Below are 25,552 nucleotides of genomic sequence, written 5' to 3' on the forward strand. Positions count from 1 at the left end.
CTTCAGAGCCTCGGGAAACGGGACGCGGGCGGGACGTCCGGCTGGGGCGTGAGCACCGGCCAGTCCGCGCGCCACGCCGGCGCGTCGCTCAGCAGTTCCTCGATCTCGGCCGCGATGCGGTTCATCCGGTCGTGGAAACCGATGTATTTGGGCGAGACCTGGAATTGCTCGTACGGATGATTCCATTCGGTCAGATTCTCCCAGCGGCGTTCGTGCGCGTACGGTGGGAAATTCTTCGAATCGCAGTAGATAACCGGGTAGATCAGGGTGGCCGGGCGGTCCCCGCCGGCCAGTTTCTCGCGGCGCTCCATCGAGGCCCACTCGGCGAGGCACCATTCGTCGTAGAAGTACTTCGGGGAGCACACCGGGACCAGGATCCTGGTGTGCCGCAAGGCGGAGCGCACCTCGTCCGGCCAGCGCCCGCCGACCCGGACCGATCCGTCGAAGAACACCTCGGCCTCCCGGTCGAGGTTGCCGTCGAGCAGTTCGCGCAGCCGGGGCTGGAAATGGTTGCGCACCCATCGGGCGATCGGATCGGCGGTCCGCAGATAACTGATGAAAACATCATAGTGGTACACCTGGGCAGCGCTCCCCGTCGATTTCCGCGGCCGTGGCTGTGCTCGACTCGGCCACCGACGATACCTTCGGCCCCGGCGCGGACAAGGGACAGATTCTGGACATTTTGTGGCCGAAAACCGCGGTCGCCGGTCGCGCCGGGGGCCGGAGCCGAAACTGGACCGGTCGCTGCCGCCGGAATCCGAGGAGACCGATGTCCGCCCCCGCCGCACCGCGGATCTTCATCAGCTACGCTCACGACACCGCCGAGCATTACCAGCGGGTCGGGACCTTCGCCAGCTTCCTGCGCGCCCGGATCGGGCTCGACGTCCGGCTGGACCAGTGGGACGATTCCGCCCGGATCGACTGGTCGGACTGGGCGATCAGGAACATCCTCGCCGCCGATTTCGTCCTGGTGATCGCCTCGCCGGACTACAAACGGCGCGCGAATGGCGAGGCTCCGGCCCACGAGGGCCGCGGTTCCCAGTTCGAGGCCAGGATCATGCGCGACGCACTCACCCGCGACCTGCACGGCGAGACGCGCCGCATCCTGCCGGTGGTGCTTCCCGGAGGCACCGTCGAGGACATCCCGTCGTTCCTGACCCCGTATTGCACCACGCATTACCGGGTTCCGGAATTCACCGACGACGGCGTCGCCGGGCTGATCTCGGCGATCACCGGGCGCAGCCAGAACGAACGCCCGGTGCGCGGAACCTGGCGCGGGGCAACGGATTCCGCACCCGGACCGGCACTGGCGACCGAACTGCCGTGGCGCGAGAAGAGTGCGGACATCACCGCCGGCCCAGCGCGGATCGACGGGATCAGCTACGAGCACAGCGTCGTTTTCCGCACCGCCGGGCCGACTTCCGGGGCGTGGGCGTTCGCGGAAATCGACCTCGGCGGCTCCTACGCGCATTTCACCGCGGTCGCCGGAGTGCTCGACGACGCCGAGGACGCCGCATTCCAGACCGGCCTGTTCTGCGTCCGGCTCGACGGGGAAATCCGCCACCTCGACCATTCCGCGTTCGGCAGCCCGCGGCACACCGAACTCGACGTCACCGGCGTCCGGCGGCTGCGGCTCGAGATCCGCCGCCCCGCGGCGGGCGTCGCTCCGGCGGGCCCCACTGCCCGGACGACCCGCCCAGCGGCGCTGGCCTGGGGAAACCCGACGCTGCGCTAGTCAGCTGTTTCCTGCTTTCGAGGAAACAGGAAACCCCTTTCGCCGCACGTTCCCGGATCGCATTCTGGGTGCACGCCGCTCACTCCGGGCGGTTCGCCGAGAATCACGGAAATACCGTCGTCCGCGAAATACAGCTGTTTCGCGGCGGGGTTTTCCGTGCCTGGATCCGGGAGGGAGGTGCGGGAAATGCAGACGCACGGAATCGTTCTCATCCTCACGCTGCTGGGCCTGGCCTGACGCGGAGAGCCGGCCGGATTCGCCGCGAGGGCGGATCCGGCCGGTCCGCTCATCCGCGAGCGCGCAAGTGGTCCCGCAACGACCGGGCCACCCGCGCCATCAAGATCTCCGCCTCCGGCTGGATCGCCGCGGGCACCCGGGATTCGGTGAGCGCCGCGACCGCGAACGACTGACCGTCGGAGTGCTCCACCACCCCGATCTCGTGCCGCAAGTTCACCAGCGTTCCCGTTTTCGAGGACCACTTCGCGGAATCCGACGCGAAATCCGGCGCGAGCCGTTGCCGCAGCAGGTTGTCGCCCATCAGCTCACGGACCCGCGCGGACACGTCCGGATCGATCTTCGACGGCGTCCACAGTGCAGTCAGCAGGTCGGCGAACGCACGGGCCGAACCGGAACTCGCGCGCGAAACATCCAGCTGCCGCACCGGATGCCCCTGTCCTTCGGTGACCGCGCCGATCGCGAGCGAATGCGCGAGATGCACGTCGGCCGCGGCGAAGCGTTCCACCGGCGTATCGCTCAGCTCCCCCACTGAATGCCGCACCGAGATGCCGGTGATGCCCCACTCCCGCACCGTCCGCGTGACCTCCGCGGGCGAGGTGAGGGCGAACAACTGGTCGGCCGCGGCGCTGTCGCTGATCGCGGAAGCCAGGTACATCAAGTCGGCCACCGCGAGCCGCGCCGGATGCCGGAAGCGCGACAGCCCGGTCGGCCCCGCGGTGTCGATGCGTTCGGGTTCGATCTCCACCTGCTGCGCGCCGTCCAGCTCGCCGCGCCGGATCCGGTCCTGCGTCACCGCCATGAGCGGGACCTTGACCAGCGACGCGGTCGCGAACTCCAGGTCGGGCTCGATCCCGATCTCGCGGCCGGACGCGAGATCCCGGACGAGGAACGAGCCGCGCAGCCCGCCTTCGTCGAGTTCGTCCCTCAGCCGCGCCAGCAGCGCCTCAGTGTTCACGGCGTCAGTCTGCCGCAACGTTCGCACCGAGACAGCGCGCTATCGCCGCGCGCAACGGCGTCCGCACCCGATCGACGTCGTCGCCGAGCCCCGCCGCCACGTCGTATCCCCGCGCGAGCCGCACCCCGCCCACCGGACGCCACGCCAGGCCCAGTTCCCGCGCCTGATCCGCCGAGCACAGCAGCAGGTCCGCCGACCCGATCACGCTCGCCGCGGCCGTCGTCAGGGTCGCGGCGACCTCGACCTGCGCGGGCAGCAGCCCGGCCGCGTCGCGGGCGCGGAACACCCGGTCGCGGACATGCGGCACGTCGTCCTCCGGCTGCACCCACACCCGGCGGCGCGCACCGGGCGACCGGCCCGCACGCAGGGTTTCCAGGTACAGCACGGCTTCGTCCGGCTCGGCCTCGCCGGCCAGCCCGAGCGGCACCGTCCACACCCCGTCCTCCGGCGGCACCGCGACCAGCGCGGCCCGCACCTCCTGCGTCCGCACCAACTCGGCCCGCTCGGCCGGCCCGGCGACCCGGAACTCCAGGAACACCTCGACCGTCCGCGCCTGCGCTTCGAGTTCGGCGAGATCGCGCGTGGTCGACGTGTCCGGGACGGCCAGCCGCAACGGCCGCCGGCGCGCCCGCTGCGCGTCGTGTTCCATCGCCTCGGCGAGCCGGACCAGGCGCTGCGCGGACGGCAGCAGATCCCGGCCGAACGGCGTGAGCCGCGCCCGCCGCGTCGACCGGTCGAACAGCCGCTCCCCCAGGTGCTTCTCGAGCGCGGCGATCCGGCGGCTCGCCACCGGCTGCGGGATCCGCGCGACCGCCGCGCCGCCGGTGAAGCTCCCCGCTTCGGTCACGCTCACGAACGCCTTGCAGCAGCCGACCAAGTCCACGACCACAGCCTATGCCAGATTCGCATCATCTCGCACAAAAGTGTCTTGGCCCGCATGAACCGGCAGCGGGCACGCTGCTGGGGAGTTGATCGACTTCGGAGGGAGAACCCCGTGTTCCGCAGGCTGACCCTGGCCGCGTTCGCATTGGTCGCGCTAGCCTCATGTGCCACACCAGCAACACCGGAATCGCCGGCGAGCGCCGCGCCGGCCGCGGCCAAGACTGTCGCGCAGCCGGATTTCGCCGCGCTGGAGAAGGCTTTCGACGCCCGGCTCGGCGTCTACGCGATCGACACCGGCGACGGCCGCGAGGTCGCCTATCACGCCGACGACCGCTTTGCCTACGCTTCCACGCACAAGGTGTTCAACGCGGCAGCGATCCTGCACCGAGGGGATGATCTGGCCCGCACGGTCACGATTCGGCAAAGCGATCTCGTGCCCAATTCCCCGATTACGGAGAAGCACATCGGGGAGCAGATGTCGTTACAGAGCGTCCTCGACGCTGCGCTGCGTTACAGCGACAACACGGCGGATAACCTCATGTTCCGCGAAATCGGCGGCCCCGCCGGGCTGGCTGCGGAGCTTCGCAGGCTGGGGGATACGGTCACCCGCGTGGACCGCATCGAGCCCGCTCTCAACGAGACGAGCCCTGGTGACGTCCGGGACACGACCACCCCGCGAGTCTGGGCCAAGGACCTGCGCGCCGTCGCCCTCGACTCGGGACTCCCGGCGGACAAGCAGGCCGTGCTCACCAAGATCATGCGCGCCAACACCACCGGCGCGCACGTGATCCGCGCGGGCGTGCCCGCCGGCTGGCAGGTCGCGGACAAGACCGGATCCGCCGATTACGCCACGCGCAACGACATCGCCGTGGTGTGGCCGCCGAACCGGGCCCCGATCGTGCTCGCCGTGCTGTCCGACCGCCCGCGGAAGGACGCGAAGTCCGACGACAAACTGATCGCGCAGGCCGCCGCCGCGGTCGTGAAGGCGTTGCAGTGACCGGAATCTACCGAGTGGTCACCCACGTGCTCGCGGTGCTTTTCGTGCCGGTCGCGTGGGTGGTCGCGCGGGGCCGGGCACGGCACGTCGCGTGCCAGTGGGCACTGGGGGCCCGCTATCCGGCCGAAAACCTCGCCGGGTTGACGCCCGGCACGTACGCCGCGTTCACCGCGGCGCGCACCGAAGCCTTGTGGCGGCACGGAATCCTGCTCGGCCTGACGTCCGGTCACCGGGACGCCGCGACGCAGGCCGATCTGTTCCACGCCGAAGTGCAGCGCGCCGGTTCGCACGAGCTCGCCCTGCATCTCACGCTTCCGCCCGCGCAATCGCAGCACGTGCAAGGCGTCGCGCTCGACGTCCGGCCTTACGAAGGCGCGCAGTGGCTCGAAGTCCACGGTGGACGGTTCGGCCTGTATCGCGTGTACGACAACGAATGGTGGCACTTCGAGTACCACCCGGACGGCCGCCCGCAGCGGCTTCCGCACCCCGGTTTCGCCGCCACCCGCGCCGCCAGCTGAGACTGGTCAGTCCACCGTGGACCAGGCGGCGAGTCACGGATATGTGACGAAACCGGACAAGCCGTAACGAACCCCCGAGCCGGGCGATAAGCGGATGTGCCCGGGGGTGTCCTGGGCCTGTCCCGAACGGAAATCGCATGATTCGCCCGGTCTCGAACCGTCTCCTCCTGCGCTGCGGCGCCGTCGCGGCCGCCGCCGCGCTCGCGTGCACCGCCTGCTCCGGCTCCGGCTCCGGCGAGAACGCCGCCCAGCCGCCGGCCGCCGCGAGCTCGCCCGCCGCACCCGCCGCACCCGCCTCGCCCTCCGCCGCCCCGCTCGACGCCGCGACCGTCGGCGAAACCGTCAAGGCCGCGATGAAGAAGTCGACCGCGGTCCACGTCAAGGGCTCGAAGAGCGAAGACGGCAAGATGAAGGTCGACATGCAGTTCAACAAGGACAGCGTGAGCGGCTCGATCGAGAAGGACGGCGTCGAGGTCCCGATGCTGCGCGTCGGCGAGAAGGTCTGGATGCGGTTCAGCAAGTCGCTGACCAAGGAGGCCGGGCTGCCCGCCGAGGCCGCCGCGATGGTGAACGACAAGTGGGTGTCGCTCGACTCCCCGCTCGCCCAGGGCATGGGCGAGGTGTTCAAGCTGTTCATGGACTTCGACGTCTTCGTCGGTTCCATGGCCGACGACGTCGACAAGCCCGGCTACTCCGCGGCCGAACCCGCTGACGTGGCGGGCACTCCGGCGCTGCGCTACAAGAACGGCAGCCGGACGATCTTCCTCGAGGCCGCGGGCTCGCACCGCCTGCTGCGGCTCGAATCCCCCTCGGAAGGCACGATGGAATTCAGCGGCTGGGACCAGCCCGTCCCGGCGAAGGCCCCGCCCGCCGCGGAAATCTACTCCGGCCCCGGCTCCTGACCGGGCGGCCTCGCGCCCCGCTCGGGAGCGCGAGGCCTTCCGTCCACTGTGGACGAAATGTCACGAATCCATGACGGCGGCGGACAAGCCGTAACGGACAGCCGGACCAGGCGATAAGCGGATGCGCCCGGGGACGTCCCAGGCCCGTCCGAACGGAAATCGCATGATTCGCCCGGTCTCGCACCGTCTCCTCCTGCGCTACGGCATCCTGGCGGCCGCCGCCGCGCTCGTCTGCACCGCCTGTTCCGGCTCGGGCGGAAACACGGCCCAGCCGCTCGCCGGCGCGGCCGCCTCGGCCAGTCCGGCCGCGAGTTCGTCGGCGGCGCCGTCCGCCGACCCGCTCGACCCCTCGGCCATCAAGGCCGCGATGAAGAAGGCGACCGCGGTCCACGTCAAAGGCAGCGACGGCGGCACGACGTTCGACATGCAAATCAACAGGGACAGCGTGAGCGGCTCGATCACGAAGGACGGCGCTGAGGTGCCGCTGGTCCGCGTCGGCGACAAGGTCTGGATCAAGTTCACCCGCGGGATGGCCAAGATCTCCGGGCGTCCCGCCGGGGCCCGCTCGCCGCTGGACGGCAAGTGGGTGTCGATGGACTCCCCGATGGCTCAGGGATTCGGCGAGGGGCTCAAGCTCTTCCTGGACTTCGACGTCTTCGTCAGCGGCATGGCCAGTGAAACCGACCAGCCCGGCTTCGGGACGGGTCACCCCGCCGACGCGGCAGGCACCTTGGCGCTGCGGTACGAGAACGACAGCACCACGATCTTCATCGAGGCCGTCGAACCGCACCGCTTGCTGCGGCTGGAGTCCCCGAAGCAAGGCACGATGGAGTTCAGCGGCTGGGACCAGCCCGTTCCGGCCAAGGCCCCGCCCGCCGACGAGATCTACTCCGGCCCCGGCTCCTGAAGTTCTGCCGGGCGGGCGAACGAGTGCGACACTGCCCGAGATGATCGGTCTGCTGTATCCCACCCGCGATTGCGCCGAAGACGACTTCACCGCCCTGGCCGGATGTCTCGATGCCCGGCCGGGCGTGGAGTTCGCCTACGTGCCCTGGGCTCGGCGCGTGGTCGAGCGCGAGAACGTCCGGACCGCCGTGCGCGAGCTGAGCGAGCCGGACCGGCTGGTCGCGACGGCGGCGAAGTTCAGGACGTCCCCGCGCGTGGTCAGCTGGGCGTGCACGAGCTGCAGTTTCATCGACGGCGTCGCCGTGGCCAAGACGCAGACCGACGCCTTGACGGACGCGCTGGGTGTCCCAGCGAGCAGCACGTCGCTGGCGTTCCTCGCCGCCGCGCACCGGCTCGGTCTCAAACGGATCTCGCTCGCTTCGGTGTACGCGCCGGAGATCACCGACGCGTTCTCGGCGTTCCTCGCCGAGGAAGACATCGCGACCGTGCACGCCGTGTCGGCCGACGCCGGTTCGGATCGCGACCTGGCGACGTGGGACAACGCCCGCATCCGCGATCTGGTCGATTCCGCGGCCTCCTCGGACGCCCAAGCCGTCCTGCTTCCGGAGACCGCCCTGCACACCGCGCCGCTGCTCGCGGAGCTCGAAAACCGCGCGGGCAAACCCGTGCTGACCGCGACGCAGGTGACGCTCTGGCACTGCCTCACCCTGCTCGGCCGACCGGCCGCCGGACCCGGTCTCGGCACGCTGCTCGCCCACCCGCATTGATTGTCCACTATGGACACATAAGATCCCGGGCATAACCGCGGCCGATCGCGGGTAACTCCCGATCATGAGCAGCCATCTGATCGCCGTCACCGTCGACTGCCGAGACGCCGACGCGCTCGCCGAATTCTGGCGGGAAGCGCTGGGCTACCCGAGGGCCGAACGGTGGCCGGACAGCCATGGACTCGTCTACGTCGAACTGAAAGCGCCGGACCGGCCGTCGCTGCTGTTCCAGCCGGTGCCCGAGGGGAAGACAAGCAAGAACCGGCTGCACCTGGACATCGCGCCGGACACGGTGGAACAGCGCGACGAGGTGGCCCGTCTCGTCACCCTCGGCGCGAAAGTCGTGGAGGATCCGGAAAACGACCACTGGATCGTGCTGAAAGACCCCGAAGACAACGAATTCTGCGTGCTCCCCCGGCGGTCCTGACCTCGCGCTACGATCTCCGCCGTGCCCGACTCCCGAACGCCCGCGCACCCCGACCTCGGCATGCTCGCCGGGCGGCTGCTGTTCGCGGTGCAGCGGGAGCTGTTCACCGCGCTGGCCGCCGAGGGTTTCGCCGACCTGAGCCCGCGGCACGGCGCGGTGCTGGCCTACCTCGGCCCGGACGGCGCCCGCGCGACCGAGCTGTCCCGGCTGTCCGGACGGCGCAAGCAGGTCATCGGCACGATGGTCGACGAACTCGCGACGCTCGGCTACGTCGAACGCCGCCCCGACCCGGCCGACCGGCGCGCGAAACTCGTCTGCCCGACCGAACGCGGGAAGGCCATGATCGCCGCCTCGGCCCGCGTTCTCGCCGGAATCGAGGACCGGCACGCCCAGCGGCTCGGCCGGGGCGAGTACGCGGAGTTCAAACGCGTGCTAGCCGAGGTCACCGACGAACAGCGGCGCTTCGCCGGGCAGTGATCACTGGCCCGGCCAGTTCTGCTGCGGCGGGCCGGAGGCAGGCCACTGTCCCGGCATCGGCTGTCCCGGCATCGGCTGCTGCGGATACGGCGGTTGCTGCGGGTACTGCTGCGGCATTCCCGAGGCGCCGTACTGCTGCGGATACTGCGGCGGGACCGGACCCGGCTGCGGATACTGCTGCCCCGGATACTGCTGTCCCATCGGATACTGCGGCGTCCCCGGAACCGGTGCCCCGTAAGGCATTCCATATCCCATGGGCGGAGGAGTCTTCGCCGACACCGCGGGCAGCCACAGCACCACCGCCAGGATCGTGATCACGCCGAACGTGACGCTCTCGTCCCAGGAATGGACATCCACGAGCGAGACGAGCGCGCACAGCAGCTGCACCGGCGCGGCCCAGAGCAACGTCCGCCCGACCGGTTGCCGCCGCGCGAAAATCATCCCCACGCCGACCAGCACCACAATCGCCAGCAAGCCGTACAGCGCCGACGCGTAAGTGGCGACACCGGCGTGTTTTCCGCCGCTCCCGAGATAGATGATCGACCACAATCCCCCGCGTGCCGCGAGAATCTCCAGCAGCACGAGGAACACCGCCACCGCGATGCCGATCCCCGTCACCTTCGGCCGCGCCACCGGCTGAGTCATCCCAGTCCCCCTCCGTCACCCTCCGGAGGGAACACTCTACCAAGCGCATCCACCGTCCACAGTGGAACAACCGCCCCGGCCCCGGCGACCGGCCCGGACGCCGTCTACGATCGGCCCGTGACCGCCTACGACGACGTCTTCGACCACCTCGACGCTTCGGCCCTGCCCGAGCGGCAGCAGCGCATCCTCGCCACCATCCGGGACTGGGTGGGCAGGCACGGATACTCGCCGAGCACGCGCGAGATCGGCGAAGCGGTCGGGCTGCGGTCGACGTCCTCGGTGTCGAAGCATCTCGCCGCGCTGGAGGACAAGGGTTTCCTGCGCCGCAGTCCCACGATCTCCCGCCCGATCGACGTGCGCGCTTTCCTCGGCGACCTTCCCTCGCGCGAAAGCGGCGACTCGGTGCCGGTGCCGGTCGTCGGCGACATCGCGGCGGGCACGCCGATCTCCGCGCAGGAGCACGTGGACGACGTCATGCAGCTGCCGCGCGGGCTCACCGGCCGCGGCACCGTTTTCGGGCTGCGCGTGCGCGGCGATTCGATGGTCGACGCGGCGATCTGCGACGGCGACATCGTCGTGGTGAAGCAGCAGTCCGAGGCGCATTCGGGCCAGATCGTCGCCGCGATGATCGACGAGGAGGCGACGGTGAAGGTCTACCGCCGCCGCGACGGGCACGTCTACCTCGAGCCCCGCAACCCGGCCTACGACGTGATCGACGGCGACCGGGCCACGGTGCTCGGCGTGGTCGTGTCGGTGCTCCGCAGCATGTGAGCCGTCGTGAGCGGCAATGCCGGTGAGAACCGGCACCGCCACTCACGAGGGCCCCCGCTTTAGTCGACCGTCACCGGCACCCGGGTGTCGGCCAGCACCTCCGGCTCGGCCTCCCGGCCCTGCCACGGCCGCGCGACCAGCCACAGCACCAGCCCGGACACCACCAGTCCGCCGAACATCACCGTGGCCATCGCGACCGCGTTGTTGCCCAGCAGGCCGACCACCGGCGAGACCGCCGCGCCGACGCCGAACTGCACCGCGCCCAGCAGTGACGCCGCCGTCCCGGCGTTGTCGCCGTGCGCGTCGAGCGCGACCGCGGGCGCGTTCGGCAGGATCAGCCCGGCGAAGAACAGCACCACCCACACCGGCACCGCGACGCCGAACATGCCGCCGAAGCCGGTCAGCGCGGTCACCAGCAGCACCGCCGCCGAGGCCGCCGCCGCGACGCTCGCGAAAAGCAGCACCTGGTGCGGTTCGAACCGGTTCATCAGCCGGGCGTTGACCTGCGTCGCGGCGATCAGCCACACCGCGCTCGCCCCGAACATCAGGCCGAACTGCTGCTGGTCGAGCCCGTACTGCTGCTGGAACACGAACGACCCGCCGCTGACGAACGCGAACAGCCCGGCCATCGCGAACCCGGCCACCAGCACCAGCCCGACGAACGAGCGGTCGGTGAACAGGTTCCGGTAGGACCGCACGGTCGCCCGGACCTTGAACGGCTGCCGCCGCGCGGGCGGCAGGGTCTCCGGCAGCGCGAGCGCCGCCGCCACGCCGCTGGCCAGCCCGATCGCGGCGAGCGCCACGAACACCCCGCGCCAGTGCGTCCACGCCAGCAGCGCGCTGCCGAGCGTCGGGGCGAGCACCGGGGACACGCCCATCACCAGGATGAGCTTGGACAGCAGTTTCGCCGCGGCGCGATCGGTGTAGAGGTCGCGCACCACAGCCAGCGCCAGCACCGCGCCCGCCGAGGCGCCCAGCCCCTGCAGTACGCGCGCCGCGCTCAGCAATTCGACCGTCGGCGCCACCAGGCACAGCAGCGACGCGAGCACGTGGATCAAACTTCCCGCGACGAGCGGGACGCGCCGCCCCATCGCGTCCGAGAGCGGGCCGGCGATCAGCTGGCCCAGCCCGAGCCCCAGCACCGTTCCGGTGAGGGTCAGCTGGATCGTCGACTCCGTCGTCAACAGTTCGCGGGTGATGTCCGGCAGCGCCGGAAGATACATGTCGATGGACAGCGGCCCCAGTGCCACCAGAACGCCCAGCACGAGCACCAGCTTCAGCTGGCTCCCGGCTTTCGGCGCTTCGCGTGTTTCGTTCACGCCACTCCCCTTCGTCGTGAGCACGCCAGTCACTTACGACGAAGAGGGCCGAGAAATTCCGGAACCCGCGAACAGATCACACCTTGGGAATCCCGGTTGACAAACTCACCCGAGGCCGAGAGCGAAAACGTGGAGGTCCGGATCGGCCGGGAGCGTCACCGTCGCGATCTTCTTGCCCGCCGGGATTTCCAGCGGCGACGTCGCGTAAACCGAGGCGCCGATTCCCTGGCCGCCGGGCTGATTCCGGTGCGCGGTGCGGGCCACGAGCGTATTGCCGAACACTGGTTCGGCATTTCCTCCCGGCAACGCCCAGTCACCGAACGAAAGATCGGCGGTCGCCGTCGTGCCGTCGGTGAACGCGACGGTCGCGCTCCCGCGATGGTCTCCGTTCGTCGCCGAACCCACGAAAAGCAGGCGGCTCGCTGAAGTTCCACCTAGATCGAGCTTCTGCCCGGACGGCACCGCGTTGTCCGGGCGGCCGGACGGCGCGGCGGGCCAGACGAACGTCGTGCCCGCTGCGTGTCCGGTCGAACCCGGAGCGAGACCGGCGTCCGCCAGCGCATTCCGCGAATAGCTGTTCCCGGCGCCGTCGAAATTCGCCGAACCGCCGTCGCCGTCGTCGGAAATCCCGGCATTGCCGAACGCGCCGACCAGGCTTCCCTTAGGCGCGACCACCACAATCGCCGAGGAAGAAACCGAATGTCCGGCTCCGCGCAATGTCACCGGCACTTCGTAGTAACCCGCGGGAGTCCCCGGTGCCGCGGTCACGGTCAGTTCTGTTTTCCCGCCGCCGGTTTGGTTGTCGAGCCACACCGAGCGCGGGCCGGAGACGGTGATCCCGGCCGGGGCCGACGTCGAGATGTTCAGCGAGCGCAGGTGCCCGCCGAGCCGCTGGCCGTTCACCGCGACCGTGCCGGAGCCGCCCGGTTCGACGGTCGCCTGGTTGGCCACCGAGCCGACGAACGGCTCCTCACCGTCGCGATAGGACGGCGGCTGCGTGCTCGCCGCCCAGTTCCGGTCCGGCTGTGCGGACAGCGCGAAGTCGAGCCGTCCGCCGCTCCGCGCGAGATCCTGCGGCAGCGACGTCCGGTCCCACCGGTGCCCGTTCAGGGCCAGGCCGTGGACGTACTGCGTGGTCGTCGAGGCTCCCGGCGCACGGATGTCCAGCGTGCGGCCGCCGGGCAGCGTCAGCACCGCGCGTTCGAACAGCGGGCTGTGCACGGTGAGATCCGGTGTGCCCGGGGTCGACGGATAGAGCCCCAGCGCGGCCCAGACGTACCAGGACGATTGCGCGCCGAGGTCGTCGTTGCCGGGTTCGCCGTCCGGCGTCGCGCTGAACAGCGTGGTCGCGATCCGGCGCACCACCTCTTGGGTCTTCCACGGCTGGCCGACGTGGTTGTACATCCAGGGCACGCCGAAATCGGGCTCGTTGCCCGCCCACATGTACGGCTCGTTCGGGCCGACGTTGAGCTTCTGGAAGAAGGTGTCGAGCCGCGCGGACACCGCGGCCGGGCCGCCCATCGCGGTCACCAGCCCGGCCGTGTCCTGCGGCACGAGCCAGGTGTACTGCGCGGCGTTGCCCTCGTCGAAACCGTCCTGGCCGAAGGTGCCGGGCGCGGGCGGCTGGTACGCCGGACCGTCCGGGAACCGGCCGTCCTGGCCGCGCGGCTGGAGGTAGCCGGTGGCCGGGTTGAACAGGTGCTGCCAGTTCTGGCCGCGTTTCGCGAAGTCCCGCGCGACGCCGCGGTCGCCGATCGCGCCCGCGAACTGCGCGATGGCGAAGTCGTCGATCGCCCATTCCAGCGTGATGGAGGCGCCGACGCGCGCGTGGTCGCCGCGGGAGGCGTCGTTGTTGGGCAGGTAGCCGCGGGCGACGTAGTCCGCGATCCCCCGGCGTTCCTGGTACGCGCCCGGCGTTTCGTCCACCGACGTCGCACCCTTGACCAGGTACTTCAGCGCCGTCTTGACGTCGAAGTCGCGCGCGCCGAAGGCGTACAGGCTGGACAGCAGCGCGACCGAACTGTCGCCGGTCATCTGCCCGGTGTAGCCGTTGGCCATCGGCCAGCGCGGCCACCAGCCGCCCTGGACCGCGTCGTTGGTCAGCGACTGCGCCATGTCGCTGGCTTCCTTCGGGAACAGCATGCCGTGCAAGGGCGCGAGCGAGCGGTAGGTATCCCAGTCGGAGAAGTTGGCATATTGCGAATGCCCCGGCGGGAGCGTGCGGACCTGATTGTCGAAGCCGAGGTAGCGGCCGTCTGCGTCGTTGAACGTGTTGGGGTGCATCAGGCCGTGGTAGAGCGCGGTGTAGAACGTCTTGAGCTGCGCGGAGTCCTTGCCCGCCACGCGGACCCGGCCGAGTGCGTCGCGCCAGGCGTTCTTAGTGCTCTCGCGCATCCCGGCGAAGTCCCAGCCGGGCGTCATGTTCTTCTTCGCCCCTTGAACGTCCACATAGGACATCGAGACCTTCGCGTGGACCACGCCGGCGTCGCCGAAGGTCAGGTACGCCCCGGCTTTCGGCGCGTCGACCTGGTCGCTGCCCGGTTGGACGGTTTTGCCGTCCCAGGTGCCGTGCGCGGTGAACGGGCGGTCGAAGGCGATGTCGTAGTAGACGGTGTACTTGTTCGGCTTCCCGCAGAAGTGGCCGGTCGTCGCCTGACCGCTGACCTCGCGGTCGCCGGTGATCCGCAGGCCGGCCGCGGAGTTGCCCGCCAGGCTCGCGCCGCCCTTCACGAGCACCTGCGCGTTCTGCCCCGCCGGGAAGGTGAACGCCGCCAGCCCCGTACGCGTGGTCGCCGTCAGCTCGGTGCGCACGCCCGAGTCGGGGAACGTGACGGCGTAATAGCCGGGTTCAGCCTGCTCGCCGTCGTGCGTGAAGCGCTCGACGCGATCCCACGGTTTCGCGCCGACGTCGCCGGCGACCGGCAGGATCGGGACGTCGCCGAACGCGTTGCAGCCGACCGACGCGTGGTCGAGGCTGAAGCCGCGGATCTTGTCGCTGTGGTACTGGTAGCCGGCGTAGGACCTGTCGGTGTCCGGCGAGAACTGCATCATCCCGAACGGTGCGGCCGGTCCCGGAAAGTTGTTGATCTCGCCGACCGAAGTGCCGCCGCGACCCGTCCCGATGAGCGGATCCACGTACGCCGCCGGATCGCTTGCGAGCGGAGCCTGCGGCGCGGCCGCCGCGACGGTCCCCGCTCCGACGACCGCCGCCGTCGCCAGCGCTGCCACGACTGAGTACCGCACGGCACCTCCCAGACCTCGTGTTGTCCGACCTTTCCGGCTCGCGGGCGGCGAGGTCAACCGGATGACAGAGATCTGGCCGGTTTCGACCGGACAGACATCCGACCGGCGGCACCCTCGATACGCTCTCCCTGCCGGTGCTCGCGGCCCAGACCGCCAGCACGCAGTGCTGCGCAGCTGGGCAGCCTCCGGTCTGCCCCGCCTGGACACCCGCGAACCGTGCTCTGGCGGGCCCGGGCAGGCAGCACGATCTCCGGAAACCGCGAGAAGCGGGCTAACCTCGACGGACATGACAGAACCCGCCACCCGGGACGTCGAGGGCTGCGAGGTCGGCTCCAGCGTCTCCGTCATCCGCGAATACGAAACCGTGCCCGGCAGCGGACCGCGGCTGCACCGGCATCCATACCGCGAAACCTTCGTCGTCCAGCGCGGGCGCGCGTTGTTCACCATCGGCGACGAACAGCGCGAAGGCACCGCCGGGGAGGTGCTCGTCGCGCCTGCGAACACGCCGCACAAGTTCGTCTCCCTCGGTCCCGAACCGTACGAGGCGGTGCACATCCACGAGAACGACCGGTTCGTCACCGAGTGGCTGGAGTGAGGTCGAGCCGCATTTGTACGTCCCGTGTATCCCGCTCGGCGATGCTCGGCCCGGACCGACCAGGACCGGGAGGACACGGATGCTCAGGAAACTCGCAGTGCTCACCGCCGGGGCCGCGGCGGCGGCCACGGTCGCCGTCGCCGTTCCGGGCGTAGCCGCGGCGCTGCCGGCGGCGAACATGGAGGCCGTGCTGCTCGCGGCCCAGATCGACCCGCAGCGCGCCGACAGCACGCAGACCCCGGGCGCGCACGACAGCGTCCTGCTGGTCGAGAAGGCGCTGCAGGCCAAGGGGCTGCTGGACGCCAAGTACGTCGACGGCTACTTCGGCACCACCACGATCGACGCCTACTCGAAGTACCAGAAGTCTCTCGGCTACACCGGAATCGACGCGTCCGGCCTGCCCGGGAAGACGTCGCTGGAGAAGCTCGGCTCCGGCCAGTACACGGTGTCGAACGTCGTGTCCGCGGGCAGCCACGTGACCTATCACGGCGTCACGCTGAACACGCGCACCAAGGCGATGCTTCAAGCAGCCGAAAAGCTGTTCGGCAAGGACGTCGGCCTCACCCAGGGCTCGTACAACCCGGGCGGTGTCGGCGCGTCGGCCGGAACGCACGACGGCGGAGGCGCATTCGACGTTTCGGTCGCGAACATGTCTTCGGCGACCCGCACCGAATTCGCCAAGGACCTCCGGAAAGTCGGGTTCGCGGCCTGGGTGCGCACGCCGTCCCAGGGCGACTGGGGCTACCACATCCACGCGATCGCGGTGAACGATCCCGATCTGTCCTCGGGCGCGCAGCATCAGGTCGGCGCCTACTACCTCGGGCAGAACGGCCTCGCCAACCACGGCAAGGACGACGGCCCCGCGGTCAACCCGAAGCTGACCTGGGAGCAGTACCAGCGCGGCTGACTCACCCGGCTGCCGCATTTGCTGGCGCGAGTGCGGCAGCCGTGGTTTTCTGGTGCCATGGCGGGAAAAACATTCCGGTTCGGGGTCGTCGCGGCAGCACAGGAGGGCGGCGCGAAATGGCGCGAGACCGCCCGCCGCGCGGAGGATCTCGGCTATTCGACCCTGCTGTCGCCGGACAATCTCCATCTCCCGACCCCGACCGCGGCGCTGGCCGTCGCGGCGGCGGTGACCACCGAACTGCGGGTCGGGACCTTCGTCTTCGCCAGCCCGCTGCGCACGCCGCGCGCGGCCGCGTGGGAGGCGCACAGCCTCAGCGTGCTCACCGACCGCCGGTTCGAGATGGGAATCGGCACCGGGATCCCGCCGATGCGCGAGGCCGCCGCCGAACTGGGGCTGCCGTACGGCACCGGTCCGGAGCGGCTGGCCCAGGTGTCGGACACGATCTCGCACCTGCGCCGTCTCGACGGCGACGCGCACACGCCGGTGATGGTCGCCGCGGGCGGCCCGAAAGCCCGCCGGCTGGCCGGTGAACGGGCGGACATCGTCACGCTCGCCGGCAGCGTCCTCGCGACCCGTGCCGAGACCGCGGAGTACGCCGCCGAGATCCGCGCCGCGGCGGGCGGCCGGGACGTCGAACTGGCGATGAACATTTTCGTCGTCGGGGAAGAGATCCCGCCCTGGATCCGCGGTTTCATCGGGCACGACATCGAAACCCTCATCGAGCACGACTCCCTCACCCTCCTGCGCGGCGGACCGGCCGCGATGGCCGAGGAACTGCAGCGGCGGCGCGAGGAACTCGGGGTCTCGTACTACAGCGTGAACGGCGCCTTCCTCGAGGACTTCGCACCGGTGATCGCGCGACTCGCCGGACGCTGACCCACTCGCAGGGAACAGCCGCGCCTGCCGGCCGGGACGTCGAACTGGCGATGAGCATTTTCGTCGGCGAGGAGACTCCGTCACGCAGCGACGGGCTCGAGAGCGCCCCAATGAGGTTTTCTCAGCAGCGCCTCGCGGGTGCCTGGCGAGGCGCGGGTGAACCCGTCCCCGGCCGATGCCCGCCGGTCCGGCCGGTGAGCACCGTACGTGAGGGCCGCCCTGAGGGAATCAGAGTCAATGAGGGTTCCCCTCACGTACTTCGGCGGAGCCGGGCGCGAGACGGAGCCGAGCGTTGCGCGTTGCCGCAGCTACTGAGAAAACCTCAATGCGGCATTGGGTGCGTCCGATGCACCCAATGCCGCATTCGGGCAGTCCCCGGCACAAGCGGCACCAGCCCGGCGGACGCTGATCCGCGGCGGCGGGAATAGCCGCGCCCGCCGGTGAATTGCATCGAGGGTGAAAGCTGTGACCTACCGCCAGTTCGGCGGCCCGGAAGTGCTGACGTTGTCCGAACTCGCCGTGCCGGAACCGGGGCCGGGCGAGGTGCGCGTGCGGATCGTCGTGTCCGCGGTGAACCCGACCGACTGGAAGGCGCGCTCCGGCTCCCGCTTCGGCGCCGAGGCCGAGTTGTCCGTGCCCAACCAGGACGGGGCGGGCGTCGTGGACGCGGTCGGCGCCGGAGCGGACGGGTTCTCGGTGGGCGACCGGGTGTGGCTGCTGCTGGCCGCCGCGCATTCGCCGACGTCCGGGACCGCTCAGGAGTACACCGTGCTTCCGGCCGACCGGCTCGTCCCGCTGCCCGATGAGTCCGGCTTCGACGAGGGCGCCGCGTTCGCGATCCCGGCGCTCACCGCCCACCGCGCGCTCACCGTCGCGGAGGACGGGCCGCAGCGGCTCGCCCCGAACGCGTTGGCGGGCAAGACGATTCTGGTCAGCGGCGGCGCGGGCGCGGTCGGCAACGCCGCGATCCAGCTGGCCCGCTGGGCCGGAGCGACTGTGATCGCCACGGTCAGCACGGAGGACAAGGCCGCACTCGCGCGCGCCGCCGGTGCGCAGCATGTCGTGCGGTACACCGAAGGAGACGCCGCCGCGGCGATCCGGGAAATCGCGCCGGACGGGGTCGACGTGATCGTGGAGGTCGCCGCCGGCGTGAACGCTCCCCTGCACGCCGCGGTGCTCCGCCCGCGCGGGGTGGTCGCGGTCTACGGCGACGACCGCGGCAACGGAACCGTGACTGTCGACTTCGGACAGAACGTCTTCCTCAACAGCCGCTACCAGTTCCTGGTGCTCTACACCGTCGGATGGGACCGCCTGCGCGCCGGTGCGGAAGACCTGAACGCCGCCCTGCGCGACGGCGGGCTCCGGCTCGGCCCCGAGCACGGGCTCCCCGTGCACCGATTCCCGCTGGCGGAAACCGCACGCGCACACGAGGCGTCGGAGAAGGGCGTCACCGGAAAGGTGCTGATCGACGTCAGCTGAACACCGGCTCGACCCCGGTCAGCTCCACGCTCGCCGCCCACACCCGGGCGGCAGCCTCGGCGTCCGCGTACGGCCCGCGCACCGGCTCCGGCCGGGGCTTTCCCTTGAGGCCGAACACGCGCGGACCCCAGATCTGACCACTGTGGACATCCGGACCGGCCGCCGCCCGCACCGCCGGCCGCGCGCCGTCGTCCTTGCCCTGCAAGGCAATGCGCGCGAGGCTCAGCTTCGTGCTCCGCACGTGCAGCGGCGGCCGGTCCGGAGTCAGGCTGTCCAACGCCCCGCCAGGATGAGCGACGACGCTCAGCCTGCTGCTGCCGACGGCCCGCAGCCGCCGATCCAGCTCCAGTGCGAAAAGCGTTTGCGCGAGCTTCGACCGCTCGTACGCGGTTTTCGGCTGATAGGCACGCTCGCTCTGCAGGTCGTCGAAGTCGAGCTTCGCTGATTTCGCCGCGAAGCTGCCCATCGTGACGATCCTCGCCCCCGGCTTCAACCGGTCCTGAAGCGCCGCGGTCAGCGCGAAATGCCCGAGATGGTTGACCCCGAACGTCATCTCGTGGCCGTCCTTGGTTTCCCGCCGCTCCGGCCCTTCGAGATACACCCCCGCGTTCAGCACGACCGCGTCGAGCTCCCCCACCTCGATCCCTTTCACCGACGCCAGGTCGGCAAGGTCGAGCCGCGCCCACGACGCGCGCGCCCCCGGCACCCGCTCGCGGAGGACCTGCAACGCGACCTCCGCCTTCGCCGCGTCCCGGCTGCCGAGCACCACCTCCGCCCCTGCTTCGGCCACCTGCTCCGCGACGAAGTAGCCGATCCCCGCGTTGCCCCCGGTCACCAGCACTGTCATGACACCCTCCTAAACCTGAAGTGATTCTAACTTTAAACCCACTTCAGGTTTGGGGTAGTGTGGGGTCGTGGTCAACACCGGACGACGCGAACGCCGCAAACTCGAAACTCGCCGCAGGCTGGACGAGGTCGCCCTGCGGCTGTTCCTGGAGCACGGCTACGACGGGGTGACCGTCGCGCAGATCGCCGAAGAGGCCGACATCTCGGTGGCGACCCTCTTCGCCCATGTCCCGGACGGCAAAGACGCCCTGATCTTCGACGACGGCTCGGAACGCCGGGCCGGGATCGTCGCCGCGGTGCGGAACCGAGCCTCCACCGAACCGATCCTCGCGGCCTTGCACGAATTCTTCGCCGCCCGCGGCCCGTACTCGACGGACATCCCGCCGGAACACGCCCCGAAACGGGACCTGATCGTGCAGACGCCCGCCTTGCGCGAGTACGCGCGCCGCCTGTGGCATTCCTGCGAACCCGACCTGACCGCGGCCCTTGCCGAGGAAAGCGGCCTGCCCTCGGACGACCCAGCCGTGCGGGCGTTGGCGCGGTTCGTGCTGGAAATCCCGGATCTCACCGGCACCGCACCGGATCCCGCTGCCGCTTTGGCATCAGTGTTCGCACTGCTGGAATCCGGGTGGCCGCCGCGGTCCTGACCGCGACCCCACCCCCGCCCTCTCCTGGGGGGCTGCCCACGCCCAGTCTACCGGCCTCGCCCGACGAAACCGGCCTTCGAGAGGCGAACCGGCTGAATGCTCCACAACTCGAGCGAAGTGTGGACAACGGCGCGAAGGGCAGCCGCGAGAGTCAATGAGCGGCGCTGACCGCCCCGCAGTTCGGCGAGCGCTTCCCTTGCCAGGGGACCGAAATCCTCGCCGATCACCCCGATCCACTCGTCGTGCGCGGTCTCCCAGAGCAAGCGCGGCCCGACCGGCGACGCCGGGGCCTCAAGCGCCTCGATCATCGAACCGACAAGACCGATCCCTTTCCGTACTTCACCTCTCCCGGAATTCCGGATCGGCGCCAACGCAGCCTGGCACCGCCGAGGACCTCCCAAACACGGGGGAACGCGAACAACGGCGCGAACGGCAACCCCTAAGCATCAACGGGCGGCGCTAACCGCCCGAACCTCCGCAAGCACCCCCCGCACCAACGAACCGAAATCCTCCCCGCCCGTCCCGATCCACTCGTCGTACGCGACCTCCCACGCAAGCGCACCCACCTTCGCCGCCACCCGCGCAGTCCGGCCGGAAACCCCCCGCCGTTCCAGCGCCCCGATCATCGAATCGACCAGCCCCAGCCGTTTCCGCGCCTCGCGCTCCCGCAACTCCGGATTAGCGTCCAGCACAGCCTGCCGCCGAGCGCTGAACTCACGCCGCTCGCCGGTGAAAACCTCCCGCCCAAGCACCTCCAGCGCGTTCGCCACCACCTCAAGCGGCCCAGCCGAGGACGGCGCCGCGGCGATCGCCTCGGCGAGGAGGCCGGTCATCGCGCTTTCCCCGAACAGCACCTCGCGCTTGTCCGGGAAGTGCCGGAAGAACGTGCTCTTCGTGAGCCCCGCGCGCTCCGCGATCTCGATCACGGTCGTGTTCTCGTAGCCGCGTTCCTCGAACAGCTCGAGGGCCGCGGCGGCGAGCCGTCCTGGTGCGTTGGGTTGCCAGCGAGCCATGGGACCAGTCTACGGGACTTGGTCTCATCACTCGGGTACGGTTGATGAGACCAAGTCCCGTCACTGAAGGAGAAGAGATGAGCAAAGCTGTCCGTTACCGGCGATTCGGCGGACTCGACGTCCTCGAACTGGAGGAGGTGCCGGAGCCGCACCCCGGAAAGGACGAGGTTCGCGTCCGGGTCACGGCCGCCGGGCTGAATCCGATGGACTGGCAGATCGCCGCCCAGCCCGAGATGGCGGCGCGATTCGGCATCACCCTGCCCGCCGGGTTCGGCAGCGATTTCGCCGGAGTGGTCGACGAAGCGGGAGCCGAAGCTTCCGGATTCACTGTGGGCGACCGGGTTTACGGCGGCGCGATCGGACGGTCCGTCGCGGATTTCGTCCTGGTCAAGACTCCCGCCACGACCCTGTGGCACACCCCGGACGGCATCAGCGGCGAGGTGGCGAGCACACTCCCGGTAGCCGGCCTGACCGCCTCGGCCGCGCTCGCCGCGATCGGAGTCCAAGCCGGAGACACAGTCCTGATCGGCGGAGCGGCGGGCGGCGTGGGCATTTTCGCCGTACAGCTGGCGAAGCTGACGGGCGCCCGGGTGCTCGGCACCGCCTCCGAGCGCACCTTCGAATTCCTGCGCGAACTCGGTGCCGAACCCGTGGCATACGGTCCCGGCCTTCCGGATCGCGTGCGGGCCTTGGCACCCGAAGGGATCACCGCGGCGACCGACCTGTTCGGCAGGGAGACGGCCGGGACCGCGCTCGAACTCGGCGTCGCTCCCGAGCGGATCTCCACCGTCGCCGACGGTCCCGCCCTCCCGGGCGTGCGGGCGACAGGTGCGTTCGACGCGAAACCAGGAGCCCTCGAACGGATCACCGACGCGATCCGTTCCGGCGAGCTCACCGTGCCGATCGCGGCGACGTACCCGGTCGAGCAGATCCGCGAGGCGGTGGCCATGCAGGCCGGACGCCACGTGCACGGCAAGATCGTGGTCGCGCTGTGAACCGCTGACGCAGCGCCGAAAACCCAGTCCGGACCCGGCTTTCGGGCCGCCGCCCGCAGCGGAACGCGGAACGGGCGCCGCGGAATCCTCCGTCGCGGCCTGACCGTCCGGCGCAATCCTCTCCAGCAGACGCCGGAAACCCCGTTCCCCCCAACGGACCCGCCCCTTCCCCGAATCGGACGCCGCCCCCTTCACCAGCCGTTACCACATCCGGCGATTCGCGCGGAACCTGACTTTCGCAGGTATCGCCGAGACTCACGTCACCGGTATACCTTGACACCGGTCCAGGAAAGGTCTGGACCACTCCTGCGGACCGGTACTGGTGTCCGACCGGACGTCGTCCCCGTCCGCCCGAGTCGTCCCATGTGGAGGCATCATGCACCGGCTGGACGCGGCACAGGATTACGCGCTCGGTTTGTTCCGCATCGTCGTCGGGTTCCTCTTCGCCTGCCACGGCGTGAAATCGCTGTTCGGAGTGCTCGGCGCGCACGGCGCGGCGCAGGTGGGCGCCTGGCCGGGCTGGTGGGCCGCGCTCATCCAGCTCGTCGCGGGCGGGCTCGTCCTGCTCGGCGTCGCGACCCGCGTCGCGGCGCTGATCGGATCGGGGTCGATGGCGTACGCCTACTTCTCCGTCCATGTGTCACAAGGGCTTTTCCCCATCGAGAACGGCGGCGAAGCGGCCGCGATGTTCTGCTGGGCGCTGCTGCTGCTCGCGTTCACCGGCCCCGGCCGGCTCGCGCTCAGCGGGGCGCTTTCGGCTCTGCGGCCGCGTGACTCGCGGGTCGGAGCGGTCCCGCACGCCTAGCTAGCCCACCGCCTGCCTCCGGGTCGACCCGCGCACTATCAGTTCGTACTCCGCCGGCCCGGGGACAGGCGGTTCAATCCCTTCGACCCGATCCGCGAGCACCGCGACCGCGGTGCGAGCCAGGTGCACCGGCCGCAGATCGACCGCGGTGATCGGCGGAACGCCCGACCGCGTGTGCTCGGAATCGGAATCCGCGCCGCAGGCGATGCGCACGTCGCCGGGCACCGCCAACCCCCGCGCGAGCGCGGCGGCCAGCACCCCGGCCGCGTGCCTCCCGGTCTGGCAGTACACCGCGTCCGGCGGCGAAGCCAGCGCGAACAATTCCTCTCCCGCCTCGCGGCCGCCCGCCTCCCCCGCGACCTCCGCGCGGCGCACCGCCAGCGGCTGCTGCCCGCGAGCGCGAACCCAGTCCAGGTAAGCCTTTTCGGCGTCCAGGTTCCACTCGTTGCGATCGGTGCCGAGCACGGCCGCGACCCGCGTCCCGCCCGCCGCGGCCAGGTGGTCGAGCACCTCGGCGACGATCCGCCCGGTGCCGAGGTCGAGGTAGTCCGGCGACGCGGGCCGCGCCGGATCCCGTCCGACGCCGAGGAACGGCACGCATTCGCGCTCCAGCATGGTGATCAGCGGATCGTTCTCGACCGGTTCGGTGATCAGGAATCCGTCGCAGGCGAGTCCCACCGCGGGCGCGTCGGCGCGCGTCGGATCCGGCACCAGCATCAGTCCGTACCCGCGTTCCACCGCGGCGAGCGCGGCCGACCCGGCGAACCGGAGGAAGTAGTCGACGCCCTCCAGGAACGCGGTGTCCGACGGGTCGAGCGGCCGCACCACGAGCCCGAGCACCCCGAGCCTGCTGGACCGCAGCCCGCGCGCGACCGTGTCCGGCCGGTAGCCCAGCTCGCGCGCCGCCTCCCGCACCCGCTCCGCGGTCTCCGCCGCGACCGTCCCGTTCCCGCTGAAGGCATGCGACACCGTCGTCGGCGAAACCCCGGCGCGGCGGGCGACGTCCTTGATGGTCGCCCGCGTCCTTTTCCCGGCCATGACGCAGCAGCCTAACCTCGCCCAAATCGTTTTGGAAACCGCTGCGGGAAGAGCATTGCCCAAATCGATTTGGGTCCTTACCGTGGCCCGAGTCGATTCCCCGGTCCGGAGGTTCGCCATGACCGCTCCCGCCACCCCGCCCGTGTCGCCCGGCACGTCCGCGCCGCCCCCGGCCCGATCCGGGCGCGGCCCCCGCGTCGAAGCCCACGGCATCGACGTCATCGGCGACGACGAACGGCACGGCCGGGCCCGGGACCTGTTCGGGGTGTGGGCCGCGCCCAACGTCAGCTATCTCAGCCTGGTCGTCGGCGGCGCGCTGGTGCTCAGCGGATTGAGCCTGCTGCAGGCGCTCGCGGTGATCGTCGTGGGCAACCTGTGCTGGGTGCTGGTCGGCCTCGTCTCGGTCAGCGGCCCGGCGGCGGGCGCGCCGAGCGAGGTCATCATGCGCGCGATGTTCGGCACCCGCGGCAATCGCTTCGTGATCGGACTGAACGGCTGGCTCGTTTCGGTCTGCTATGTGGCTTTGAGCTGGTCCGCGGCATCGGTGACCGCGTTCAGCCTGTGCGCGCGGCTCGGCGTCGAACTCAACACCTTGGGCAAAGTCCTCGTGATCGTCGCGATCGCCGCCGCGACGCTGGCGATCAGCGTCTACGGCCACGCCGTGATCGTGCGCCTCTACCTGCCGCTCGCCATCGTGACGACCGCGGTTTTCCTGGTGCTGGGCGGATTCCTGATCCGGCACACCGCGTGGAGCTACCAGCCCCCGGCGCCGCTGCACGGCGTCGCGCTGTGGGCGGCGCTGGCCGGCGGCGTAGCGCTGGTCGCGTCGGCTTCCTTGTCGTACAACAACAGTGCGGACTTCGCGCGGTATCTGCCGCGCGACACCAAACCGTTCGCCGTCGCCGCCTGGACCGCCGCCGGAGCCTTCCTGCCGAGCATCGTGTTCACCGCGCTCGGCGCGTTCGCGGCGACCACTTTGGACATGAGCGATCCGCAGGCCGCGCTGGAATCCGTGCTGCCGCCGTGGTTCACGCCGGTCTTCCTGATCGCGGTGATCCTCGGCGCGATCGCCAACAACGCGATGACCGTGTACAGCTCCGGCCTCGCGCTGCAGGCGATCGGCGTCCGGCTGCGCCGCTCCCGCAGCGTTCTGCTGGACGGCACCGCCGGCGTGCTGCTGACCCTGTACGCCTTGCTCGTGTCCGATTTCCTCAAGGCAGTCAACGACCTGATGCAGCTGATGGTCGTCGTGCTCGGCCCGATGATGGCGATCTACGTGACCGACCTTCTGCTGCGCCGCAATCGCTACGACGGCCACGCGCTCGCCGACGAACGCCGCGGCGGCCCGTTCTGGTACGTCGGCGGCGTGCACTGGCCCGGAATCGCCGCGCTCGTCCTCGGCGCGGCCGCCTCGGCGTCCTGCCTGGCCGTTCCCGGGATGTACACCGGGTTCATCGCCGGCGCGGCCGGCGGAATTGACTTCTCGCTGCCGGCGGGAATGCTGATCGCTGCCGGTGTCTACCTGCTCGCCGGCCGCCCCCGCGCCAGCGCCTGACCTCGATCGCAAGGA

General features: G+C 70.3%; 27 protein-coding genes. 17 read left to right on the forward strand and 10 right to left on the reverse strand.

The window, feature by feature from the left end; genetic code table 11:
- Window positions 1-2: 2 nt before the first annotated feature.
- Complete coding sequence (locus H4281_RS17040; RefSeq protein ID WP_182891898.1) at window positions 3-578, reverse strand: TIR domain-containing protein; 576 nt, start codon at window positions 576-578, stop codon at window positions 3-5.
- A gap of 191 nt (window positions 579-769) precedes the next feature.
- Between H4281_RS17040 and H4281_RS17045 the strand changes: the two genes are divergently transcribed.
- Window positions 770-1,735 (forward strand): SEFIR domain-containing protein, encoded by a 966-nt coding sequence (locus H4281_RS17045; protein ID WP_182891899.1) that lies wholly within the window; start codon window positions 770-772, stop codon window positions 1,733-1,735.
- Between the two features lie 286 nt (window positions 1,736-2,021).
- Here H4281_RS17045 and H4281_RS17050 read toward each other — a convergent pair whose 3' ends face one another.
- Both H4281_RS17050 and H4281_RS17055 read right to left on the reverse strand, forming a co-directional pair.
- Window positions 2,022-2,927, reverse strand: coding sequence for a serine hydrolase (locus H4281_RS17050; protein ID WP_182891900.1), 906 nt, complete (start codon window positions 2,925-2,927; stop codon window positions 2,022-2,024).
- 4 nt (window positions 2,928-2,931) lie between these two features.
- Window positions 2,932-3,816, reverse strand: a complete 885-nt coding sequence (locus tag H4281_RS17055) for a LysR family transcriptional regulator (RefSeq protein WP_446680388.1) — start codon at window positions 3,814-3,816, stop codon at window positions 2,932-2,934.
- A gap of 105 nt (window positions 3,817-3,921) precedes the next feature.
- Between H4281_RS17055 and bla the strand changes: the two genes are divergently transcribed.
- The 7 genes from bla to H4281_RS17090 all read left to right on the forward strand — a co-directional run bounded on the left by bla (window position 3,922) and on the right by H4281_RS17090 (window position 8,803).
- A complete protein-coding gene (gene bla, locus H4281_RS17060) occupies window positions 3,922-4,806 on the forward strand; it encodes a class A beta-lactamase (protein WP_182891902.1) in 885 nt (294 codons plus the stop codon).
- Window positions 4,803-5,324 carry a D-alanyl-D-alanine carboxypeptidase family protein gene (locus H4281_RS17065; protein WP_182891903.1) on the forward strand — a complete coding sequence of 174 codons (522 nt, stop codon included), beginning with the start codon at window positions 4,803-4,805 and terminating at the stop codon, window positions 5,322-5,324. The genes bla and H4281_RS17065 overlap by 4 nt, the downstream gene beginning before the upstream one ends.
- 137 nt (window positions 5,325-5,461) lie before the next feature.
- Window positions 5,462-6,226: a hypothetical protein gene (locus H4281_RS17070; protein ID WP_182891904.1), complete on the forward strand. Its 765-nt coding sequence runs from the start codon at window positions 5,462-5,464 to the stop codon at window positions 6,224-6,226.
- Window positions 6,227-6,389: 163 nt separating this feature from the next.
- Complete coding sequence (locus H4281_RS17075) at window positions 6,390-7,133, forward strand: hypothetical protein (RefSeq protein WP_182891905.1); 744 nt, start codon at window positions 6,390-6,392, stop codon at window positions 7,131-7,133.
- Window positions 7,134-7,173: 40 nt separating this feature from the next.
- Window positions 7,174-7,899, forward strand: a complete 726-nt coding sequence (locus H4281_RS17080; protein ID WP_182891906.1) for a maleate cis-trans isomerase family protein — start codon at window positions 7,174-7,176, stop codon at window positions 7,897-7,899.
- 64 nt (window positions 7,900-7,963) lie between these two features.
- Window positions 7,964-8,326, forward strand: a complete 363-nt coding sequence (locus tag H4281_RS17085; RefSeq protein ID WP_182891907.1) for a VOC family protein — start codon at window positions 7,964-7,966, stop codon at window positions 8,324-8,326.
- A gap of 21 nt (window positions 8,327-8,347) precedes the next feature.
- Window positions 8,348-8,803, forward strand: a complete 456-nt coding sequence (locus H4281_RS17090) for a MarR family winged helix-turn-helix transcriptional regulator (RefSeq protein WP_312872131.1) — start codon at window positions 8,348-8,350, stop codon at window positions 8,801-8,803.
- Here the strand turns inward: H4281_RS17090 and H4281_RS17095 are convergent, their stop codons facing one another.
- Entirely contained in the window at window positions 8,804-9,448 is a 645-nt protein-coding gene (locus H4281_RS17095) for a hypothetical protein (RefSeq protein ID WP_182891908.1), read from the reverse strand.
- A gap of 117 nt (window positions 9,449-9,565) precedes the next feature.
- Here H4281_RS17095 and lexA point away from each other — a divergent pair, with 117 nt between their 5' ends.
- Window positions 9,566-10,219, forward strand: a complete 654-nt coding sequence (gene lexA / locus H4281_RS17100; RefSeq protein ID WP_182891909.1) for a transcriptional repressor LexA — start codon at window positions 9,566-9,568, stop codon at window positions 10,217-10,219.
- Between the two features lie 59 nt (window positions 10,220-10,278).
- Here lexA and H4281_RS17105 read toward each other — a convergent pair whose 3' ends face one another.
- Both H4281_RS17105 and H4281_RS17110 read right to left on the reverse strand, forming a co-directional pair.
- Window positions 10,279-11,538: a Bcr/CflA family multidrug efflux MFS transporter gene (locus H4281_RS17105; RefSeq protein WP_237599020.1), complete on the reverse strand. Its 1,260-nt coding sequence runs from the start codon at window positions 11,536-11,538 to the stop codon at window positions 10,279-10,281.
- 105 nt (window positions 11,539-11,643) lie between these two features.
- Window positions 11,644-14,781: a GH92 family glycosyl hydrolase gene (locus tag H4281_RS17110; protein WP_312872132.1), complete on the reverse strand. Its 3,138-nt coding sequence runs from the start codon at window positions 14,779-14,781 to the stop codon at window positions 11,644-11,646.
- A 286-nt stretch (window positions 14,782-15,067) separates the two neighbouring features.
- Between H4281_RS17110 and H4281_RS17115 the strand changes: the two genes are divergently transcribed.
- The 4 genes from H4281_RS17115 (at window position 15,068) to H4281_RS17130 (ending at window position 18,638) form a co-directional block, all read left to right on the forward strand.
- Window positions 15,068-15,376 carry a cupin domain-containing protein gene (locus H4281_RS17115; RefSeq protein WP_182891911.1) on the forward strand — a complete coding sequence of 103 codons (309 nt, stop codon included), beginning with the start codon at window positions 15,068-15,070 and terminating at the stop codon, window positions 15,374-15,376.
- A 79-nt stretch (window positions 15,377-15,455) separates the two neighbouring features.
- Window positions 15,456-16,283 (forward strand): peptidoglycan-binding protein, encoded by an 828-nt coding sequence (locus H4281_RS17120; protein ID WP_182891912.1) that lies wholly within the window; start codon window positions 15,456-15,458, stop codon window positions 16,281-16,283.
- Between the two features lie 57 nt (window positions 16,284-16,340).
- Complete coding sequence (locus tag H4281_RS17125) at window positions 16,341-17,159, forward strand: LLM class flavin-dependent oxidoreductase (protein ID WP_182891913.1); 819 nt, start codon at window positions 16,341-16,343, stop codon at window positions 17,157-17,159.
- A gap of 456 nt (window positions 17,160-17,615) precedes the next feature.
- Window positions 17,616-18,638 carry an NADPH:quinone reductase gene (locus H4281_RS17130; RefSeq protein WP_182891914.1) on the forward strand — a complete coding sequence of 341 codons (1,023 nt, stop codon included), beginning with the start codon at window positions 17,616-17,618 and terminating at the stop codon, window positions 18,636-18,638.
- Here H4281_RS17130 and H4281_RS17135 read toward each other — a convergent pair.
- Window positions 18,631-19,485, reverse strand: a complete 855-nt coding sequence (locus H4281_RS17135) for an SDR family NAD(P)-dependent oxidoreductase (RefSeq protein ID WP_182891915.1) — start codon at window positions 19,483-19,485, stop codon at window positions 18,631-18,633. The genes H4281_RS17130 and H4281_RS17135 overlap by 8 nt on opposite strands.
- A 67-nt stretch (window positions 19,486-19,552) precedes the next feature.
- Here H4281_RS17135 and H4281_RS17140 point away from each other — a divergent pair, with 67 nt between their 5' ends.
- On the forward strand, window positions 19,553-20,131 hold the full coding sequence (locus H4281_RS17140; protein WP_182891916.1) for a TetR/AcrR family transcriptional regulator: 579 nt from the start codon (window positions 19,553-19,555) through the stop codon (window positions 20,129-20,131).
- A gap of 47 nt (window positions 20,132-20,178) precedes the next feature.
- On the opposite strand, the gene H4281_RS17145 is transcribed toward H4281_RS17140, so the two are convergent.
- Entirely contained in the window at window positions 20,179-20,439 is a 261-nt protein-coding gene (locus H4281_RS17145) for a hypothetical protein (protein ID WP_182891917.1), read from the reverse strand.
- A gap of 138 nt (window positions 20,440-20,577) precedes the next feature.
- Window positions 20,578-21,144, reverse strand: a complete 567-nt coding sequence (locus tag H4281_RS17150) for a TetR/AcrR family transcriptional regulator (protein WP_182891918.1) — start codon at window positions 21,142-21,144, stop codon at window positions 20,578-20,580.
- 77 nt (window positions 21,145-21,221) lie between these two features.
- On the opposite strand from H4281_RS17150, the gene H4281_RS17155 reads away from it, so the two are divergent.
- Together H4281_RS17155 and H4281_RS17160 are read left to right on the forward strand one after the other, a co-directional pair.
- Window positions 21,222-22,139 (forward strand): NADP-dependent oxidoreductase, encoded by a 918-nt coding sequence (locus H4281_RS17155; RefSeq protein ID WP_182891919.1) that lies wholly within the window; start codon window positions 21,222-21,224, stop codon window positions 22,137-22,139.
- A gap of 376 nt (window positions 22,140-22,515) precedes the next feature.
- Complete coding sequence (locus H4281_RS17160) at window positions 22,516-22,944, forward strand: DoxX family protein (RefSeq protein ID WP_182891920.1); 429 nt, start codon at window positions 22,516-22,518, stop codon at window positions 22,942-22,944.
- Here the strand turns inward: H4281_RS17160 and H4281_RS17165 are convergent, their stop codons facing one another.
- Complete coding sequence (locus H4281_RS17165; RefSeq protein ID WP_182891921.1) at window positions 22,945-23,982, reverse strand: LacI family DNA-binding transcriptional regulator; 1,038 nt, start codon at window positions 23,980-23,982, stop codon at window positions 22,945-22,947.
- A gap of 118 nt (window positions 23,983-24,100) precedes the next feature.
- On the opposite strand from H4281_RS17165, the gene H4281_RS17170 reads away from it, so the two are divergent.
- The gene (locus tag H4281_RS17170; RefSeq protein ID WP_182891922.1) at window positions 24,101-25,537 is read left to right on the forward strand and encodes a purine-cytosine permease family protein; all 1,437 of its coding nucleotides are present in this window, start codon (window positions 24,101-24,103) and stop codon (window positions 25,535-25,537) included.
- Window positions 25,538-25,552: the final 15 nt, after the last annotated feature.

The sequence above is a fragment of the Amycolatopsis dendrobii genome (genome assembly GCF_014145675.1).
Classification (GTDB): domain Bacteria; phylum Actinomycetota; class Actinomycetes; order Mycobacteriales; family Pseudonocardiaceae; genus Amycolatopsis; species Amycolatopsis dendrobii.

Excerpts from the sequence above, each read along its gene's own strand:
- H4281_RS17045 (WP_182891899.1), top strand. The coding sequence starts at position 770 with ATGTCCGCCCCCGCCGCACCGCGGATCTTCATCAGCTACGCTCACGAC.
- H4281_RS17070 (WP_182891904.1), top strand. The coding sequence starts at position 5,462 with ATGATTCGCCCGGTCTCGAACCGTCTCCTCCTGCGCTGCGGCGCCGTC.
- H4281_RS17075 (WP_182891905.1), top strand. The coding sequence starts at position 6,390 with ATGATTCGCCCGGTCTCGCACCGTCTCCTCCTGCGCTACGGCATCCTG.
- H4281_RS17080 (WP_182891906.1), top strand. The coding sequence starts at position 7,174 with ATGATCGGTCTGCTGTATCCCACCCGCGATTGCGCCGAAGACGACTTC.
- H4281_RS17085 (WP_182891907.1), top strand. The coding sequence starts at position 7,964 with ATGAGCAGCCATCTGATCGCCGTCACCGTCGACTGCCGAGACGCCGAC.
- H4281_RS17095 (WP_182891908.1), bottom strand. The coding sequence starts at position 9,448 with ATGACTCAGCCGGTGGCGCGGCCGAAGGTGACGGGGATCGGCATCGCG.
- H4281_RS17115 (WP_182891911.1), top strand. The coding sequence starts at position 15,068 with ATGACAGAACCCGCCACCCGGGACGTCGAGGGCTGCGAGGTCGGCTCC.
- H4281_RS17120 (WP_182891912.1), top strand. The coding sequence starts at position 15,456 with ATGCTCAGGAAACTCGCAGTGCTCACCGCCGGGGCCGCGGCGGCGGCC.
- H4281_RS17125 (WP_182891913.1), top strand. The coding sequence starts at position 16,341 with ATGGCGGGAAAAACATTCCGGTTCGGGGTCGTCGCGGCAGCACAGGAG.
- H4281_RS17135 (WP_182891915.1), bottom strand. The coding sequence starts at position 19,485 with ATGACAGTGCTGGTGACCGGGGGCAACGCGGGGATCGGCTACTTCGTC.
- H4281_RS17145 (WP_182891917.1), bottom strand. The coding sequence starts at position 20,439 with ATGATCGAGGCGCTTGAGGCCCCGGCGTCGCCGGTCGGGCCGCGCTTG.
- H4281_RS17150 (WP_182891918.1), bottom strand. The coding sequence starts at position 21,144 with ATGGCTCGCTGGCAACCCAACGCACCAGGACGGCTCGCCGCCGCGGCC.
- H4281_RS17155 (WP_182891919.1), top strand. The coding sequence starts at position 21,222 with ATGAGCAAAGCTGTCCGTTACCGGCGATTCGGCGGACTCGACGTCCTC.
- H4281_RS17160 (WP_182891920.1), top strand. The coding sequence starts at position 22,516 with ATGCACCGGCTGGACGCGGCACAGGATTACGCGCTCGGTTTGTTCCGC.
- H4281_RS17165 (WP_182891921.1), bottom strand. The coding sequence starts at position 23,982 with ATGGCCGGGAAAAGGACGCGGGCGACCATCAAGGACGTCGCCCGCCGC.
- H4281_RS17170 (WP_182891922.1), top strand. The coding sequence starts at position 24,101 with ATGACCGCTCCCGCCACCCCGCCCGTGTCGCCCGGCACGTCCGCGCCG.